The sequence below is a fragment of the Clostridium sp. MB05 genome (genome assembly GCF_046581255.1).
GTDB lineage: Bacteria > Bacillota > Clostridia > Clostridiales > Clostridiaceae > Clostridium.
This window is the reverse complement of sequence record NZ_CP174370.1, coordinates 2,937,055-2,952,214: the sequence shown is the minus strand read 5'-3', so window position 1 is coordinate 2,952,214 and position 15,160 is coordinate 2,937,055. Positions and strand designations below refer to the sequence as shown.

The following is a 15,160-nucleotide window of genomic DNA, read 5'->3' as shown; positions in this document are numbered from 1 at the left end:
ATCTAAAATGTAATAGTAGTATTTGCTAAAAATCATAAAAAATACATAATGTTATAAAAATATTGAAAAAGTTGTATTTTTGAATGAAAAATTTCTTTAGTTGTATATTTTATCTAATATTAAAATTGAATAAGGAAGTAACAAGCTAAATGTTATATATTTATTTGTATTTAATACTATATTTTGTTAAAATATAAGGGTAAAAGTGGAAAAATGTAGAGATGCAGATTGTAAAGACATTGAGCGGAGGATGAATTATGAGGTTTATAAGAAGTTTACTTAAAGTGATAAATGAAAACTTAAAAATTAAAATAGGATTATGTGTTTCTTTAGTAATAATTTTAATGTCCGTAATTATAGGAGGGATGATTTATTCTAACAACATAAATAAGAAAAACCTATCTCTAAAAGTAACTACAAAAAAAGTAAATGATCCTAAAAAAGAAGATAAAGAGAAAGATATAAAAAATGAGAAAGTTGAAAAGATAAACTCCATAAAAGATAAGATAAAAGAGTTGGATGCTAATATAGATTTAACAAAGACTGAAAATGATATAGATAAAGATTTATTGTTTTATGAAAATTTGTATAAGGATTTATTAGTAAAGAAAGAAGAGGAAGAAAAAGCAAAGAAAGAAGAAGAACAAAAAAACGAAGAAGACAACAATAGATTGATAGAAGATAATAGTAGTAATATCTCTACAGGAAATAGTAATTCAAATAATATTTTAGAAGAAGTAATAAAGCCACAACCAGAAGTGAAACCGGATCCAAAGCCAGAAGTAAAACCGGATCCACAACCAACACCAGATCCACAACCAATACCTGATCCAGTACCAGAAGTAAAGCCAGATCCGGGACCAGAAGTGAAGCCAGATCCACAGCCGGAAGTAAAACCAGATCCAGTGCAAGGAATAAAACCGGAATTGTAGAAAGAAGTAAAGTAAATAAAAATTTATTCAATAATAGAATGATTTAAAAAGGGTAGGAAGACAATCTTTCTACCCTTTCAATTTCATATTGTTTAAAATTACCATAAATAAAAAAAGCAAAAAGGTAAATCATAAGATGTAATGAATTTTTTAATTAATACAAAAACATCAAGTTACAAGGAGGAAAATAAATTGGAGCATAAATTGAAGAAATTTTTATTTCTTTCTGTAAGTATATTTCTTATTGCTTTTATATATGCACAAAATATGACAAGTATATCTGTAGATTCTATAATAGAAAATAATGAAGAGTTTGATGCAAATCTGAATAGTAATAATAAAAAAGTTATATATTTAACCTTTGATGATGGACCAAGTTATAAAGTAACAAATAAGATTTTAGATATACTAAAAGAAAAAGAAGTAAAAGCAACATTTTTTGTAATTGGTAATCAAATTGAAGATAGAGAAGATACATTAAAAAGAATTAATAATGAAGGTCATAGTATAGGATTACATACATTTAGTCATAAATATAACTGCGTTTATTGTAGTGAAGATATATTTATAAAAGAAATGGTTGATTGTCGTAATGAAATAAACAGAGTAACAGGAACTTCACCAAATATAATTAGATTTCCTGGAGGGAGTTATAAGCATTTAAATAAGAAATATTTAAAAAGACTACATGATAATGATTTTAAGATATATGACTGGAATGCAGATTCTACAGATGGCTTAAATCCAAAACTAGCACCTAGCAAAATATATAGAAAAGCAACAAAGGGAAGTGAAGATTTACAAACTATTAATTTACTTATGCATTGTACAGATATGCACAAGAATACTTGTGAGGCACTTCCAAAGATAATAGACTACTATAAAGAACAAGGATATGAATTTAAAACTATTGAAGAAGATACGCCAGAGATGTATTTTAGAGTATCATAAGAAATAATTAAATAATTAAATAATTAATAAACAAAATGCCGTATTATTCAAAACTTAATATATGGTATTTTTTATTTTATATTTATAAGATATTAAAGATAAATAATTAGTTACGTGAAAGGATAAATATTTATAAATTAAAATACTGTAATATAAAGCAAATTTTATATTAAAGAACAACTATGTAATGCTAAGAATATATTAAAGTATACAAAAGTGAGAAAGTTTTTAATTAATAAGTGTAATATTTGATAGGGGGAATGAAATTAATGAAAAAATATGGAGTTTATGTCCCAATGGCAGGATATATTTATAGGGAAATTGAAGCGAATAATAAAGAGGAAGCTTTAAATAAATTAGTAGAAGAAGGATATGACTATGAAGATATAACTGGATTAGTAATGTATAATGATATAGTTAAAGAAGTAATTGATGAATGGATTAAAGAGATAGATTAGTAGCTATAATTAGAGTAAGAAAGCAATATAATATATAATTTAGTGTAAATAAAAAGAAGTGACTTTGGTTGTTACTCCTTTTTATTTTATGTTAGATGATAGGGATATTAAATTAGTGTGTTAAATAGATAAATAAAAGGTACATTATTAATAATATACCTTTTATTTATAATATAGGTGCAAATTTAGTTTATCATTCCATAGTTGATTCAGTTTTTATTGTATTAATATCAGCTTGAGAAGCTGGCTGAGCAGGTTTATAGTATCCTTTTTCCTTTGCTTTTTGATAAATTGTATATTGACGTATTTCATCTTGATTTCTCATTTGTTGTACTGTTTGGCGCAATTCTTGATTGTCTGTTTGAGCTATTATACTAGCATATCCGGTTAAACTACTATTAATCATACTTAAATAATCATTCATTATATCTTTTTCTTTCATTTTAAATACCTCCTATTTTAAGAATGAAATTAATTTTTCTTTACTAGTTCTCGCTTCTTGAGCATCTCTTTGAAGCATTTGAGTTATTTGAGGATCGGTACATTGTTTTGCATATTCATCAAGCTTATTTGCAATTGTTCCATGGGCACCTATAAGATGTCTTAAATTTTGTAGTTCTAATTGATTTAAATTACACATAAGATCACTCCTTATTTAATAGTTCTATACTATTATGGCAATTAGCAATTTTAATTATTCTTATTATAAACAAAATAACTAACTAGTAAATTATGAAAGAATTTATCAAAATTTTTAATAGATTTACTTCATTTATAAAAGAGCTTAAAATTGAAAATATAAAAGGGGGGAATAAAAATTATAAAATAAGTTAATGTAAATAATCATAAAATAAATGTATTTACAAAAGGAGAAGGGAATGTAACTGTAGTTTTTACTGGAGGACTAAATGAGCCAAGCGCTTATGCAGATTTTTATCCTCTTTATAATGTAATTTCAAAACATGCTAAAGTAGCTGTTTATGATAAGCCAGGACATGGATGGAGTGAAATAACAGATGTCTCAAGAGATATTGATTCAATTGTGGATGAAATGCATACAACTCTTTCAGAATCTGGGCAAAAGCCTCCATATGTATTAGTTGGACATTCGTTAGCATCATTGACATCAATAAGGTTTGCACAAAAATACAAAGATGAGGTTTCAGGAATTGTATTAATTGATGGTGGTAGTCCTGAATATTATTTTGAAAATAATCCTGAAATAAGTAGTAATACAGGTTTTAAATATCAGATGCTAAAATCATTGGGAACTGCTAGACTAGCAATGTATCATACAAGTTATTCTTCAAAAATTGTATCAGGACAAAATAATCAAAAATTATTACCCGATGATTTGAAAGAGTTATATATGTCAATGACTCTTAAAACTATGTATAATAGAAATATTATATATGAAAGTAAGATGGCAAGTAATAATGCAAAAATAATTTTAGACAACGGGAAATTAGGAAATATTTCCCTTAGAATATTTACTGCTGAAAGTAATACTTTAGCAATTCCTGAATGGGAAAGTAGTCAGATAGACTTGAAGGAGTGGTCTACTGATAGTACTCAAATGGTTGTTAAGGGCTCAAGACACTCTATACATCAATTTGAGCCTGATATCATAAATGATGAGATAATAAAATTAATAAAAGAGTATTAGTATCTAAAGTACAAAATAACTAATAAAAATACCGTATTATTGAAAAAAAAATATGCAGTATATTTTATTATTCTGCAATTATAAAATATTAAAAAAGAAATTGAAGAGTTTTATGCGAAGTTAAGTGGAATACTAGAAGTATTTGAGCTTAGAGGTGATATAAATCTTAATAGGTATAGGACTATGGTTAATAGGTGTGGCTTTAATACTAATGTTTATTAGAGGAGCCACAAGAAAAGGTGGATAAAATAAAATATGTTCTTTAAATTTGAAAAATATGGTATAAAAAATATGTAATATAATATATAATTTTTTATATAACTTAATAGATTGTTTTATGTAGAGGGGGAGGTTACAGGTGGAAGTTGTGAGTGGTCTCCAGAAAAAGGATTTGTAGATAGAATATAGTATATATCCAGTGTTATGTTATTTTAATAAGATTAAAATATTAGAGATATTATCAAAAGAAGTAAATATAAAAAATACAAGAAAAGAATCTAAAATAGGTAAATATTATAGAGCTTATTTAGATATAGAGTAGGTACTAAGAAACGTATTGAAGTAACTACAAGGAAGTGATATAAATGTATTGTGTAATACAAGAAGTAGAACTTAAAAAAGAGAATGCTTATGGAGAATATAAGGAATTAAAATCTACAGTTAATGATTTTGTTATTTCGGGAGAGAGAAAAATATCATATAGTCATAATTATTCAGATGAAAGGTTTAGAAGGCCTATAAAGAAGGCTTATAAGATAAGTATTCATAAGAGCTATAGAGAGGATGGCAAGGTTAAAAAGAAACAATGGGTACTTGGTACTATGGATTATTATTATATAGCAACATTTGATGGATATATAGGAGACTTCTGTGATTTAGGGGAGAGAGCAGAAACGATAGGTATTACAGTAGATGAATTATTTGATATTGTATCAGTTAAGCTAGAGCCATTAAGGGAGAGAATAGAAAAAGAATATAAAGAAACAGAAGAATATAAAACGTATAAAAAACACAGAGAAATACTAACAAAATATTTAGAAGATAAAGCGAAATTTGAGAAAGCATATGGTTCAAATAGTTACGATTATTGCTATGATGTATTTGGAACTCTTAGAAATAAAGAAATACTAGAGAATATAAAAAGTCAATATGAATCAGCTAAAGAGCAGCAGCGTAAAGAATCTGAAAACTTTAAAAGTAATTACAATAATTATAATTCATATGGTAGTTATCAGAGTAATAAACATAGTAACTACAATGAGGAAGATAAAAGTAAATATAAGAAACTATATAAGACTTTAGCAAAAGCATATCATCCAGATATAGTAAAAGATAATGGTGAAATGATGAAGATAGTTAATAAGCTAAAAGAAGAATGGGGTATATAGTAGTTATCAAATAAAGTTATATAGTAACTACATTTAAAGTTTTGAAATATTTTGTATTAGAGCTTATATAAAATATATATTATTGACTTAAAAGTAGGTAAATATAAGTAATGGGAGAAGAAATTTTGAATAAATGTTGTTGTGAAAATACAAGGAAATCTTCTTGTAATATTGAAAAAAACAATTTATGTCCTGTGTGCAAAAAACAGGGTAATCCTGTAAAAAAAATCACAGTAAAACATATGGTAGTTGAGGAACTAACTGAACAAGTTAGACATGATGAGTATTCCTTATGTATGAGTGAGGAATGTGATATTACTTACTATAATACAGAATCTAATACCAAATTTAATAAACAGCAGATAAGAGTACCAATATGGTTTAGAAAAGATGCAGATCCTAAATATGTCTGTTATTGTAGTAAAGTTACAGAAGAAGAAATAATAAATGCTGTAGTGAAAGATGGAGCTACTAATATGATGGAGGTTTTAAAAATTACTGGAGCAATGAATAATTCACAATGTCAAAAGAAAAATCCATTAGGCAAGTGCTGTCATCAAATAATTCAGGATGCAATAGATAAAGGACTATCAATGAAATAAAATGTACCTTTTCTGAAGGAAGGTTTAAAAAATTAATTTAGGGAGAAGACATATGAGCATAAAAATGATACACCATATATGCATTCAAACAGAAAAATATGAAGAATCACTAGACTTCTATACAAGAATATTAGGATTTGAAATGATTAATGAGACACCCAATTTTCATGGAAGAGATTTTAATACGTGGGTAAAATTAGATAACTTTATGATAGAACTTCAAACGCCTAAAGAAGGTGAGAAATTCAATAAATGGAGTTCTTTAAATGCTGGGCCAGTTCATATGGCATTTATGGTTGACAATGTAGAACAGGAATATGAGAGAATTATATCTTTAGGATATAATGATTTCAAACTAAAAAATGGTCAAGTTGTTTATAAAGTACTTGGAGAAAGCCTATTTAAAATAAAGGCACCAGAGGGAACTGAAATAGAAATTAGAGATACTGAGATTAAATAAACTTTCTACATTGTAGTAATGTTATTTAATAATCAGCACTTAAATAGTATTAAGAAGTGTTAGGAGTTAAGAAAATGATACAATCAGTTGTCCATATAGCTCTAGTTGTTAAAGACTATGATGAAGCTATAGAATTTTATACGAAGAAACTTCACTTTACATTAATTGAAGACACATATCAACCTGAACAAGACAAACGTTGGGTAGTTGTGTCACCACCTGGTTCTTCTGGAACTACGATATTACTTGCAAGAGCATCTAATTCTAAGCAAGAGGAATTTATAGGTAATCAAGCAGGGGGGAGAGTCTTTCTATTTTTAGGTACTGATGATTTTTGGAGAGACTATACGGAAATGCTTTCAAAAGGTATAGAATTTGTAAGAGAGCCTAAAGATCAAACATATGGTACCATTGCGGTATTTAAAGATTTATATGGGAATCTATGGGATTTGGTTCAATTTAAAGAGAACCACCCCATTGCAAAACGAGTAAAATAAACAATTAAATATACAAGGTGATAATATGTTTTGTTCAGTAAAGAATGATAGTGAGAATAATAAATATAAAGATAAACATAGTAATAAAATATAATTAGTATTACACTTGAGAACGTGGAAGGTTTGTAAGGCCATGGAAATTATATCAGTTTAGACTGATATAATTTCCATGGCCTTTTTATTTTTAATAAATATAAGAAATTTTATTGATTTAAACAATAAAATATGTTCTTTGAAAATTGAATAATGAGGTATTAAAAGTAATCACAGCAATACAGCCTAAATATTAATATAATAAAATATAAGTTCATATTTAAGAACAATTATGTAATATTATGAATATACTAAAGTATACAAAAGAAGAAGGTGATTAATGTGGGCTTTGGATTTGGCGGATTCGGGTTTGGCGGATTTGGATTTAATAGATGTTGTTGCTGTTGTTGTTGTAGAAGACGTAGAAGACGTAGAAGACGTAGTTAAATTATACCATTAATTAATTGACTATAGCTAAATTAATAAATTAAGATACCGTATTATTCAAAAATGAATATGCGGTATTTTTATATTTAAATAATAAATGAGTGGACTACATAAGTAATCCACTCTATATACAATATGTTCTTTAAAAATTGAATAATGCAGTATTGGGAAAATATGCTATAATGAATAGATAGTCATAGCATATTGTTTATTTAAAAGGGAGATAGAAGTATGAGTTCACTATTAAAATTTATAGCAGGGATGGGCGAAATTACTATGTTTGTTACACCATTGACATTAGTAATAGGAATTATAAATGCTATAAAGAAACCTAAAGGAGAATCAAAGGGATATACAATAATGGCAGTAATAAGTGCATATTTAATTATTGTTCCTTTAATCTGGAATTCTTAAACAGTATAAAACATAATTAAATATTTATAGTGATACCGTATTATTAGAAAATGAATATGCGGTATTTTTTATTATTAAGGAGGGATAGAATGGATAGAGAACTATTTAGAAAGAAATAGTTAATCAACTAAAAGAGGAGTGGGGTATATAGTAGTTACCTAATAAATTCATGTAGTAACTACACTTAAATTGTTGATATAACAAGCTTTTAAAGATGTTTTATGCTGAAACAAACATAAACATAATAATTAAATAGAATTAGTACCACACTATTTTAGTAGATGGTTTTATATAGGAGGCTGTAGGAGGTATATCAGTTTAGGCTGAAGAATATCCTGCTGTCTTTTTATTTTTAATATAAGCAATTTTTGTTAATCTAAATAATAAAATATGTTCTTTGAAAATTGAATAATACGGTATATAAAATAATCTATCTAGCTATAAGTATATGGTATAATTTGTATATTGATAATTCGCGATTGTAAAATATTGTGATGATTTTATAATAATTTAAGAGGTAAATAGAAATGAAAAAAGTATATAACTTATTATTTGTTTTACATGTATTTGTGGGTTTAGGAGCCATAGGTGGAGGGAGTATGGCTATTCTAAATCCACAGGGGCCAGGGGGAATATCGACCGAGGTTTTAAAAAATTCACCTTTTAGTAATTTTCTTATACCCGGAATTATCTTATGTACAGTAATCGGACTTGGAAATGTATTTAGTGCTGTATCAATTATTTTTAAATCAAAATACCAAGGATATATAAGTAGTATTGTTAGTTGGGCTTTAGTAGTCTGGATTATTGTTCAATGCATAATGCTTGAAATGATTATTTATCTACATGTTATATTTTTTATAGTAGGTTTAGTCCAAGCCTTTTTATCAATTATTATATTGTTTAAACAGCATTTATTTCCTACAAGCATTATTCTCAATATTATAACAAAACTAGAAAATAAATTTCCTGAAAGTATTATTCTGAAGATTATAGCTAAATTAGGAAAGAAGTTTTATGGAGCGTAAGTTGAGTTATTTCGAGATTTTCTTATAATAAGTAACAACTATATAAATAAATAATTTTTTTAAAAATATCGTATTATTCAGTAATGGACTTTACCGTATTTTTATTTCTCAATTCTAATAAATGAGTGGACTACATAAGTAATCCACCCTATATAAAATATGTTCTTTGAAAATTGAATAATGCAGTATTTAAATATGGTATAATTTACTTAAAATAGAAATGTAAATTTGTTCAGATTTCTAATGGAGGTAAAAATAATGGGTATAATTGCGGTGCACTTTTATCCGATAAAAGAAAGAGATAGTATTTATTATGAAATGAATCTTGAGAAAGAATTAAACCTTGGAGAAAATGAGGAAATAGAAGAAAAATTAATAGATGTTATTGGAAATGAAATTTCTTTAGATTGTATAGATTATCTATATGATTTAGAGCAACATTATGTTATTTACATGAAATCAATAAATGTACTATCCTCTGTTAAAAAAATTTATAAATTATTGGATAAATTACTTCCACAAAATAGTGAAATTATTATAGAGATAAGTATATGTAATTCAGGAAATTATACTGTGCAAGAACCAATTTATAGGATACAGAGAAATTTAGGAGATAAAAATGGATGCAATAGAAATACTCAATGCTAATTATAATGGAACTCAAGAAAGTTTTATATATTTTCTTCATGAAGAATCAAAATTTCATAAAGAAAGTTTTTGGGATTATTATATTTGTCTTGTGGAACTAAGTAGGCAATCTATTTCTAATGGGATCGATAATGAAATTTCATACAAAATTATTTTTACTTATGGATATATATTAGAAAGTATTGCGCATCACTTTGACCCAAATGATTTGTATAAGATTAAATATTTTCCTAGGAAAAAATATAATTTATATCTTGAAAGACTTAGATTTGCAATGGATGGATATTTTTTAGGAAGGATTTATGAAGAAGATATTTTTGAATTAAATAATCCAAATTAATAAAGTGTGGATTTTATGATGAATTCTGGTCATATTAGAACATTATCAAGTTGAAATTGTTCTAATATGGGTACAAAGAGAGTATGTTTAAATCACAATTGTAGAAGAAAGAGAAGTCTAAATTAAAATAAAAAAATATTAAGGGAAATGTGGAGGAAAAAACAATGGAAATTAAATCGCAGACAATAATTAAAATGAAAATAATCAAAAAGAATGGATATTGCCCTATATTTAATGAAGGAGATGAAATAACTATAAAAAAACATTGTTTTGATATCTCCGAAAACAAATTACAGAAATATTGTTATGCAACGCTAACTGATATTTATCCGAAATATTCAAAACTCAGAGAAATGCCAATTGGAAGTAAAGATATTTTTAAGTGTAGAGATAATGGAATTATTGAAATTGAACTTGAAAGATATGAAGATGAGTTATATGATTTTGAAAGAAAATAATAAATAGAAATATAGTGTTAAATCTCAAGGTATATGGTGGTTTTGTAAAACTCAATTTTAAACGGTGTAGAACTTTTAGCACATTAATTAATAAACCTAAAATTTGTAATATCAGCTTTTATAAATATATATTATATTCAAGAAAGGTTTTTGAAATGAGAAGCCTTACTTGAAGGTAATTCAGAAGCTTATTTATATAATTGATAATGAATCAATTCCATCCTTTAAAGAAAATATCAGAGAAAGTCACAATTATTTTGACAGCACTTTTTAATTCGCATACTTCTATAAAGGTACAATAGCTATAAAACCAAATAATTTCTTAAAATACCGTATTATTCAAAAATGAATATGCGGTATTTTTATATTTAAATAATAAATGAGTGGACTACATAAGTAATCCACTCTATATAGTAGAGGTAAAATTAAGAAAAATAAAAAATAAGCTTTTAAGAAATAAACACGTTACCATTACCAACTATTACAAGTCTATAGTCTGGCTTTAAAGGAATTAAATTATATTTATCAGAAGTAGGGGATAGATGAATTGATTGCAATAAATTTTGATTTTCATCAAAAACCTGAATAAAAACACCACTATTTTGAGATATATTTTGAACAATATATTTATTTTCTGGTGAAAAATTGAAATCAGCTGCTTTATAAACGCCTTCATTAAAGATATTTACAGCATATGCAGATTGAGTAAAAATACCAAATGATAAAGATAAAGAAATTAAAAGCATAGCAATGAGTTTTTTCATTAGCAAAACCACCTTTCAAGGTTATTTTGGCTAGATAGATAATTAAATATACATAATAGATTAAGGAGAGATAGAATGGATAAAGAACTATTTAAAAAGACAGAAGAAAAGTTATATAGATATTATAATAAGATAAGTAAATAAATTTATTAATAATTATAATTAATATGGTAGTTATCAGAGAGATAAACATAGTAACCACAATGAGGAAGATAAAGACAAGTATAAGAAGATATATAAAACCTTAGCAAAGGCATATCACCCCGATATAGTAAAAGATGATGGAGAAATGATGAAAATAGTTAATCAACTAGAAGAGGAGTGGGGTATATAGTAGTTACCTAATAAATTCATGTAGTAACTACGCTTAAACCATTGATATAACTAGCTTTTAAAGAGGTTTTATGCTAAAACAAACATAAACATAATAATTAAATAGAATTAGTACCACACTATTTTAGTGAATGGTTTTATATAAGAAACTGTAGGAGGTATATCAGTTTAGGTTGAAGAATATCATGTGGTCTTTTTATTTTTAATATAAGCAATTTTTATTAATCTAAATAATAAAATATGTTCTTTGAAAATTGAATAATACGGTATCATTGTTAGACATATATTCCAAATTATACATTTAATATAATATATTGTATAATTTATATAAATTTGTGAGGTGAAACAGATGGATATAGAAAAGAGTAAGGAGCAAAAAAATTATTTTAAGATTATAATTAGTGCATTAGTTGGTACTATATTAGGGATAATAGCTTATTCAAATAATTGGTTGGGTTAATAATGTCGAAAATAAGTATATATTTTAAATTACAATAATTTGCTTCCATAACTTAATTTGATAATCTATAAAAAATAGAGGAATGGACTACATAAGTAATCCACTCTATATAAAATGGTTTAATTAAGAAACAAATAGCTTTCCATTACCAATAATTGAAACTCTATAATTAGGTGATAAAGGGAGTAGATTATATTTTTTAGATGAAGGATCTAAACGGATGGTTTGCATAGTAATTAAATTTTCATTAAAAACCTGGACATAAACCTGATCATTATTAGATATATTTTGGATAATGTATTCATGTCCAGATGGAAAATTAAAATCAGATACTTTATATACTCCTTCAGTATATACATTAGAAGCAGGATTAGGCTGAGCTTTAACAATATTAAAATTTAAAAATAAAGAAACTAAAATAACAGAAATAAATTTTTTCATTATAATAACCACCTTTCAAGGTTATTTTGGCTAGATAAGTATTTAAATATACAAAAATGTATAGATTAAGGAGAGATAGAATGGATAAAGAACTATTTAAAAAGACAGAAGGAAGGTTATATAGATAATATTATAAAAGAAAAAGCAAAATACATGAGATTAAAGAAAAAATAGCTTGTCTAGAAAATAAAAGAGAAACATAGAATATGATATTAGATATTCAAATGTAGTCATAGATTAGTATCAAAATGGAATAGGAATAAATAAATTAGTCTACCCTTTTTTTTACTGTCCTTGGCAAAGGATACAGTTTTAAATTAAATGGTAGATGCTTTTAATATATTCTTTTTTAGTATATTATTATATTAATAGTAATATATGGAGGGGTATGTATGAAGGGTATAGAAAGATATGTAGCATTATTATTATGTGTTTTAGGGATCCTTTTTGGGGGATATTATCTTTATTTAGGTAGTTATATAAAAGCTCTACTATTCTTAATACTTGGTATTGGTTGGGGTTATATTGTATTTTTAGGAAAGCGTAAAAGATTTCGCGGATGAACTATATAGAAAGCATTAAAATAAAGAATATACTTAGCTAGTATTTTAATTAAGCACTTACTTATGTAGGTGATTTTATTATCATTGTAACAAAAGTGAAAAAAACAAAAATGACCTTATCAAAAGGTGTTTAAACCTACTGACAAGATCATTTCTTTGAAATATTGGTGCCGGCAGTGGGAATCGAACCCACACGGTTTCCCGCATGATTTTGAGTCATGTGCGTCTGCCAGTTCCGCCATGCCGACTGACTGCAAAAATTATTATATCAGATGTGGATTAAAATAGCAAGAAGTAAAATTTTATACCATAAAAGACATTTTTTTATAAGATTATATTGTTAGAGTTATATTCATCTGTTATTATAGATATAGGATAAATTTATCCCAGTGGGTATAGATTTGTCCCGATTACTTGTAGTCTACATATATTAAAAAGGTGTTCATAAACCTAATAAGACTATAGCAATCTATAATTAGGGAGGAGATATAATATGATGTATTCAAGAGAAGTTGAAGAAATGTGCGTTGTTGCTAAGGGACCAAATCATGGGTCTGCGCCAATTCCTGTTGAAGGAAGATGGGTACAAGCTAAAGAGGTTAAAGACATTTCAGGATTAACTCACGGTGTGGGTTGGTGTGCACCTCAACAAGGAGCTTGTAAATTAACTTTAAATGTTAAAGATGGGGTAATCGAAGAAGCATTAGTTGAAACTATCGGATGTTCAGGTATGACTCACTCAGCTGCTATGGCGTCAGAAATCTTACCAGGAAAAACTATATTAGAAGCATTAAATACAGACTTAGTTTGTGATGCTATAAACACAGCTATGAGAGAATTATTCCTTCAAATAGTTTACGGAAGAAGCCAAACTGCTTTCTCAGAAGGGGGACTACCTATAGGAGCTGGACTTGAAGATTTAGGAAAAGGTCTTAGATCACAAGTTGGTACTATGTACGGTACAGTTGCAAAAGGATCAAGATATCTAGAAATGGCAGAAGGTTATGTAACTAAAATTGCTTTAGATGAGAACAATGAAATTATTGGATATAGATTCGTTCACTTAGGAAAGATGATGGAAATGGTTGCTAAGGGAATGGATGCTAACGAAGCTATGGAAAAGGCAACAGGCCAATACGGCAGATTTGACGAAGCAGTTAGAACTATTGATCCAAGACACGAATAGTTTGAAGGGGGAAAAGTATTATGCCATTATTTGAAAGTTATGAAAGAAGAATTAATCAAATCACTCCAGTATTAGAAAAATACGGAATGACTAAAATAGAAGATGCAAAAACTGTTTGCGATGAAAAGGGTATAGATGTTTACGATATCGTAAAATCAACTCAACCAATCGCTTTTGAAAATGCTATGTGGGCTTACACTTTAGGAGCTGCAATAGCTATAAAGAAAGGTTGCACAAAGGCTGCTGAAGCTGCTGAAGCTATTGGAGAAGGCTTACAAGCTTTCTGTATCCCGGGTTCAGTTGCAGATGATAGAAAAGTTGGTTTAGGCCATGGTAACTTAGGAGCTATGCTTTTAAGAGAAGAAACTAAATGTTTTGCTTTCTTAGCAGGACACGAAAGCTTTGCAGCAGCAGAAGGTGCTATAAAGATAGCAGAAAAAGCTAACAAAGTAAGACAAGAACCATTAAGAGTTATATTAAATGGTTTAGGTAAAGATGCTGCATACATCATATCAAGAATAAATGGATTTACTTATGTTGAAACTAACTTTGATTTCTACACAGGTAAATTAGAAATAGTTAGAGAAGTTCCATACTCAAAGGGACCAAGAGCTAAGGTTAAATGCTATGGAGCAAATGACGTTAGAGAAGGTGTTGCTATAATGCATCACGAAGGAGTTGACGTATCAATTACTGGTAACTCAACTAACCCAACTAGATTCCAACATCCAGTTGCAGGAACATACAAAAAAGAATGTGTTGAAATGGGCAAGAAATACTTCTCAGTAGCATCAGGTGGTGGTACAGGAAGAACTCTTCACCCAGATAACATGGCTGCAGGTCCAGCTTCATACGGTATGACAGATACTATGGGAAGAATGCACTCAGATGCACAATTCGCAGGATCTTCATCAGTTCCAGCTCACGTTGAAATGATGGGTCTTATCGGAATGGGTAACAACCCAATGGTTGGAGCTACAGTTGCTGTAGCAGTTGCTATAGAAGAATCAATGAAATAATTTGATCTTTAATTGTAGAATTAAAATGAATATTCCCAACTTATAAAAGACTTCTCCAAAGTCATAAAAAGT

General features: G+C 27.5%; 21 protein-coding genes and 1 tRNA gene. 17 read left to right on the top strand and 5 right to left on the bottom strand.

Annotation, left to right across the window (positions count from 1 at the left end; translation table 11 throughout):
* Positions 1–257 precede the first annotated feature (257 nt).
* From ACH36K_RS13845 to ACH36K_RS13835, 3 genes are all read left to right on the top strand, one after another.
* Positions 258–932 (top strand): hypothetical protein, encoded by a 675-nt coding sequence (locus tag ACH36K_RS13845; RefSeq protein ID WP_411168197.1) that lies wholly within the window; start codon positions 258–260, stop codon positions 930–932.
* Between the two features lie 192 nt (positions 933–1,124).
* The gene (locus ACH36K_RS13840; protein WP_411168196.1) at positions 1,125–1,883 is read left to right on the top strand and encodes a polysaccharide deacetylase family protein; all 759 of its coding nucleotides are present in this window, start codon (positions 1,125–1,127) and stop codon (positions 1,881–1,883) included.
* A gap of 269 nt (positions 1,884–2,152) precedes the next feature.
* Positions 2,153–2,341 carry a hypothetical protein gene (locus ACH36K_RS13835; RefSeq protein ID WP_322382024.1) on the top strand — a complete coding sequence of 63 codons (189 nt, stop codon included), beginning with the start codon at positions 2,153–2,155 and terminating at the stop codon, positions 2,339–2,341.
* A gap of 193 nt (positions 2,342–2,534) precedes the next feature.
* Here the strand turns inward: ACH36K_RS13835 and ACH36K_RS13830 are convergent, their stop codons facing one another.
* Positions 2,535–2,783, bottom strand: a complete 249-nt coding sequence (locus ACH36K_RS13830) for a spore coat protein (RefSeq protein WP_411168195.1) — start codon at positions 2,781–2,783, stop codon at positions 2,535–2,537.
* A 12-nt stretch (positions 2,784–2,795) separates the two neighbouring features.
* Complete coding sequence (locus tag ACH36K_RS13825; protein ID WP_411168194.1) at positions 2,796–2,981, bottom strand: hypothetical protein; 186 nt, start codon at positions 2,979–2,981, stop codon at positions 2,796–2,798.
* A 210-nt stretch (positions 2,982–3,191) separates the two neighbouring features.
* Between ACH36K_RS13825 and ACH36K_RS13820 the strand changes: the two genes are divergently transcribed.
* The 11 genes from ACH36K_RS13820 (at position 3,192) to ACH36K_RS13770 (ending at position 10,322) form a co-directional block, all read left to right on the top strand.
* Positions 3,192–4,007 carry an alpha/beta hydrolase gene (locus ACH36K_RS13820; RefSeq protein WP_411170708.1) on the top strand — a complete coding sequence of 272 codons (816 nt, stop codon included), beginning with the start codon at positions 3,192–3,194 and terminating at the stop codon, positions 4,005–4,007.
* A 418-nt stretch (positions 4,008–4,425) separates the two neighbouring features.
* The gene (locus ACH36K_RS13815) at positions 4,426–4,548 is read left to right on the top strand and encodes a hypothetical protein (RefSeq protein ID WP_322382557.1); all 123 of its coding nucleotides are present in this window, start codon (positions 4,426–4,428) and stop codon (positions 4,546–4,548) included.
* Between the two features lie 43 nt (positions 4,549–4,591).
* A complete protein-coding gene (locus ACH36K_RS13810) occupies positions 4,592–5,395 on the top strand; it encodes a hypothetical protein (RefSeq protein ID WP_411168193.1) in 804 nt (267 codons plus the stop codon).
* A gap of 110 nt (positions 5,396–5,505) precedes the next feature.
* Positions 5,506–5,997 carry a Csac_0668 family 2Fe-2S cluster-binding (seleno)protein gene (locus tag ACH36K_RS13805; protein ID WP_411168192.1) on the top strand — a complete coding sequence of 164 codons (492 nt, stop codon included), beginning with the start codon at positions 5,506–5,508 and terminating at the stop codon, positions 5,995–5,997.
* A gap of 52 nt (positions 5,998–6,049) precedes the next feature.
* Entirely contained in the window at positions 6,050–6,457 is a 408-nt protein-coding gene (locus ACH36K_RS13800) for a VOC family protein (RefSeq protein ID WP_411168191.1), read from the top strand.
* A 74-nt stretch (positions 6,458–6,531) separates the two neighbouring features.
* Positions 6,532–6,954 (top strand): VOC family protein, encoded by a 423-nt coding sequence (locus tag ACH36K_RS13795; protein ID WP_411168190.1) that lies wholly within the window; start codon positions 6,532–6,534, stop codon positions 6,952–6,954.
* Positions 6,955–7,665: 711 nt separating this feature from the next.
* Entirely contained in the window at positions 7,666–7,848 is a 183-nt protein-coding gene (locus ACH36K_RS13790; protein WP_411168189.1) for a hypothetical protein, read from the top strand.
* Positions 7,849–8,375: 527 nt separating this feature from the next.
* Positions 8,376–8,876, top strand: a complete 501-nt coding sequence (locus tag ACH36K_RS13785; RefSeq protein WP_411168188.1) for a hypothetical protein — start codon at positions 8,376–8,378, stop codon at positions 8,874–8,876.
* A gap of 258 nt (positions 8,877–9,134) precedes the next feature.
* Entirely contained in the window at positions 9,135–9,524 is a 390-nt protein-coding gene (locus ACH36K_RS13780) for a hypothetical protein (RefSeq protein WP_411168187.1), read from the top strand.
* A complete protein-coding gene (locus ACH36K_RS13775) occupies positions 9,496–9,864 on the top strand; it encodes an RNA polymerase subunit sigma (RefSeq protein WP_411168186.1) in 369 nt (122 codons plus the stop codon). Before ACH36K_RS13780 ends, ACH36K_RS13775 begins: the two co-directional genes overlap by 29 nt.
* A 164-nt stretch (positions 9,865–10,028) precedes the next feature.
* Positions 10,029–10,322 carry a hypothetical protein gene (locus ACH36K_RS13770; RefSeq protein WP_411168185.1) on the top strand — a complete coding sequence of 98 codons (294 nt, stop codon included), beginning with the start codon at positions 10,029–10,031 and terminating at the stop codon, positions 10,320–10,322.
* A 449-nt stretch (positions 10,323–10,771) separates the two neighbouring features.
* Here the strand turns inward: ACH36K_RS13770 and ACH36K_RS13765 are convergent, their stop codons facing one another.
* Both ACH36K_RS13765 and ACH36K_RS13760 read right to left on the bottom strand, forming a co-directional pair.
* Positions 10,772–11,086: a hypothetical protein gene (locus tag ACH36K_RS13765; RefSeq protein ID WP_322397199.1), complete on the bottom strand. Its 315-nt coding sequence runs from the start codon at positions 11,084–11,086 to the stop codon at positions 10,772–10,774.
* A gap of 916 nt (positions 11,087–12,002) precedes the next feature.
* A complete protein-coding gene (locus tag ACH36K_RS13760) occupies positions 12,003–12,320 on the bottom strand; it encodes a hypothetical protein (protein ID WP_411168184.1) in 318 nt (105 codons plus the stop codon).
* Between the two features lie 392 nt (positions 12,321–12,712).
* Here ACH36K_RS13760 and ACH36K_RS13755 point away from each other — a divergent pair, with 392 nt between their 5' ends.
* Positions 12,713–12,883, top strand: a complete 171-nt coding sequence (locus tag ACH36K_RS13755; RefSeq protein WP_411168183.1) for a hypothetical protein — start codon at positions 12,713–12,715, stop codon at positions 12,881–12,883.
* Between the two features lie 165 nt (positions 12,884–13,048).
* On the opposite strand, the gene ACH36K_RS13750 is transcribed toward ACH36K_RS13755, so the two are convergent.
* Positions 13,049–13,131: transfer RNA gene (locus ACH36K_RS13750), tRNA-Leu, on the bottom strand.
* Positions 13,132–13,376: 245 nt separating this feature from the next.
* On the opposite strand from ACH36K_RS13750, the gene ACH36K_RS13745 reads away from it, so the two are divergent.
* Both ACH36K_RS13745 and ACH36K_RS13740 read left to right on the top strand, forming a co-directional pair.
* On the top strand, positions 13,377–14,069 hold the full coding sequence (locus ACH36K_RS13745) for an iron-sulfur cluster assembly scaffold protein (RefSeq protein ID WP_411168182.1): 693 nt from the start codon (positions 13,377–13,379) through the stop codon (positions 14,067–14,069).
* Positions 14,070–14,089: 20 nt separating this feature from the next.
* The gene (locus tag ACH36K_RS13740) at positions 14,090–15,088 is read left to right on the top strand and encodes a GGGtGRT protein (RefSeq protein ID WP_411168181.1); all 999 of its coding nucleotides are present in this window, start codon (positions 14,090–14,092) and stop codon (positions 15,086–15,088) included.
* The last annotated feature ends 72 nt before the right edge of the window (positions 15,089–15,160 follow it).

Coding starts and splice junctions, on each gene's coding strand:
- ACH36K_RS13845 (WP_411168197.1), top strand. CDS start 258: ATGAGGTTTATAAGAAGTTTACTTAAAGTGATAAATGAAAACTTAAAA.
- ACH36K_RS13835 (WP_322382024.1), top strand. CDS start 2,153: ATGAAAAAATATGGAGTTTATGTCCCAATGGCAGGATATATTTATAGG.
- ACH36K_RS13830 (WP_411168195.1), bottom strand. CDS start 2,783: ATGAAAGAAAAAGATATAATGAATGATTATTTAAGTATGATTAATAGT.
- ACH36K_RS13825 (WP_411168194.1), bottom strand. CDS start 2,981: ATGTGTAATTTAAATCAATTAGAACTACAAAATTTAAGACATCTTATA.
- ACH36K_RS13810 (WP_411168193.1), top strand. CDS start 4,592: ATGTATTGTGTAATACAAGAAGTAGAACTTAAAAAAGAGAATGCTTAT.
- ACH36K_RS13805 (WP_411168192.1), top strand. CDS start 5,506: ATGGGAGAAGAAATTTTGAATAAATGTTGTTGTGAAAATACAAGGAAA.
- ACH36K_RS13800 (WP_411168191.1), top strand. CDS start 6,050: ATGAGCATAAAAATGATACACCATATATGCATTCAAACAGAAAAATAT.
- ACH36K_RS13795 (WP_411168190.1), top strand. CDS start 6,532: ATGATACAATCAGTTGTCCATATAGCTCTAGTTGTTAAAGACTATGAT.
- ACH36K_RS13790 (WP_411168189.1), top strand. CDS start 7,666: ATGAGTTCACTATTAAAATTTATAGCAGGGATGGGCGAAATTACTATG.
- ACH36K_RS13785 (WP_411168188.1), top strand. CDS start 8,376: ATGAAAAAAGTATATAACTTATTATTTGTTTTACATGTATTTGTGGGT.
- ACH36K_RS13780 (WP_411168187.1), top strand. CDS start 9,135: ATGGGTATAATTGCGGTGCACTTTTATCCGATAAAAGAAAGAGATAGT.
- ACH36K_RS13775 (WP_411168186.1), top strand. CDS start 9,496: ATGGATGCAATAGAAATACTCAATGCTAATTATAATGGAACTCAAGAA.
- ACH36K_RS13770 (WP_411168185.1), top strand. CDS start 10,029: ATGGAAATTAAATCGCAGACAATAATTAAAATGAAAATAATCAAAAAG.
- ACH36K_RS13765 (WP_322397199.1), bottom strand. CDS start 11,086: ATGAAAAAACTCATTGCTATGCTTTTAATTTCTTTATCTTTATCATTT.
- ACH36K_RS13760 (WP_411168184.1), bottom strand. CDS start 12,320: ATGAAAAAATTTATTTCTGTTATTTTAGTTTCTTTATTTTTAAATTTT.
- ACH36K_RS13755 (WP_411168183.1), top strand. CDS start 12,713: ATGAAGGGTATAGAAAGATATGTAGCATTATTATTATGTGTTTTAGGG.
- ACH36K_RS13745 (WP_411168182.1), top strand. CDS start 13,377: ATGATGTATTCAAGAGAAGTTGAAGAAATGTGCGTTGTTGCTAAGGGA.
- ACH36K_RS13740 (WP_411168181.1), top strand. CDS start 14,090: ATGCCATTATTTGAAAGTTATGAAAGAAGAATTAATCAAATCACTCCA.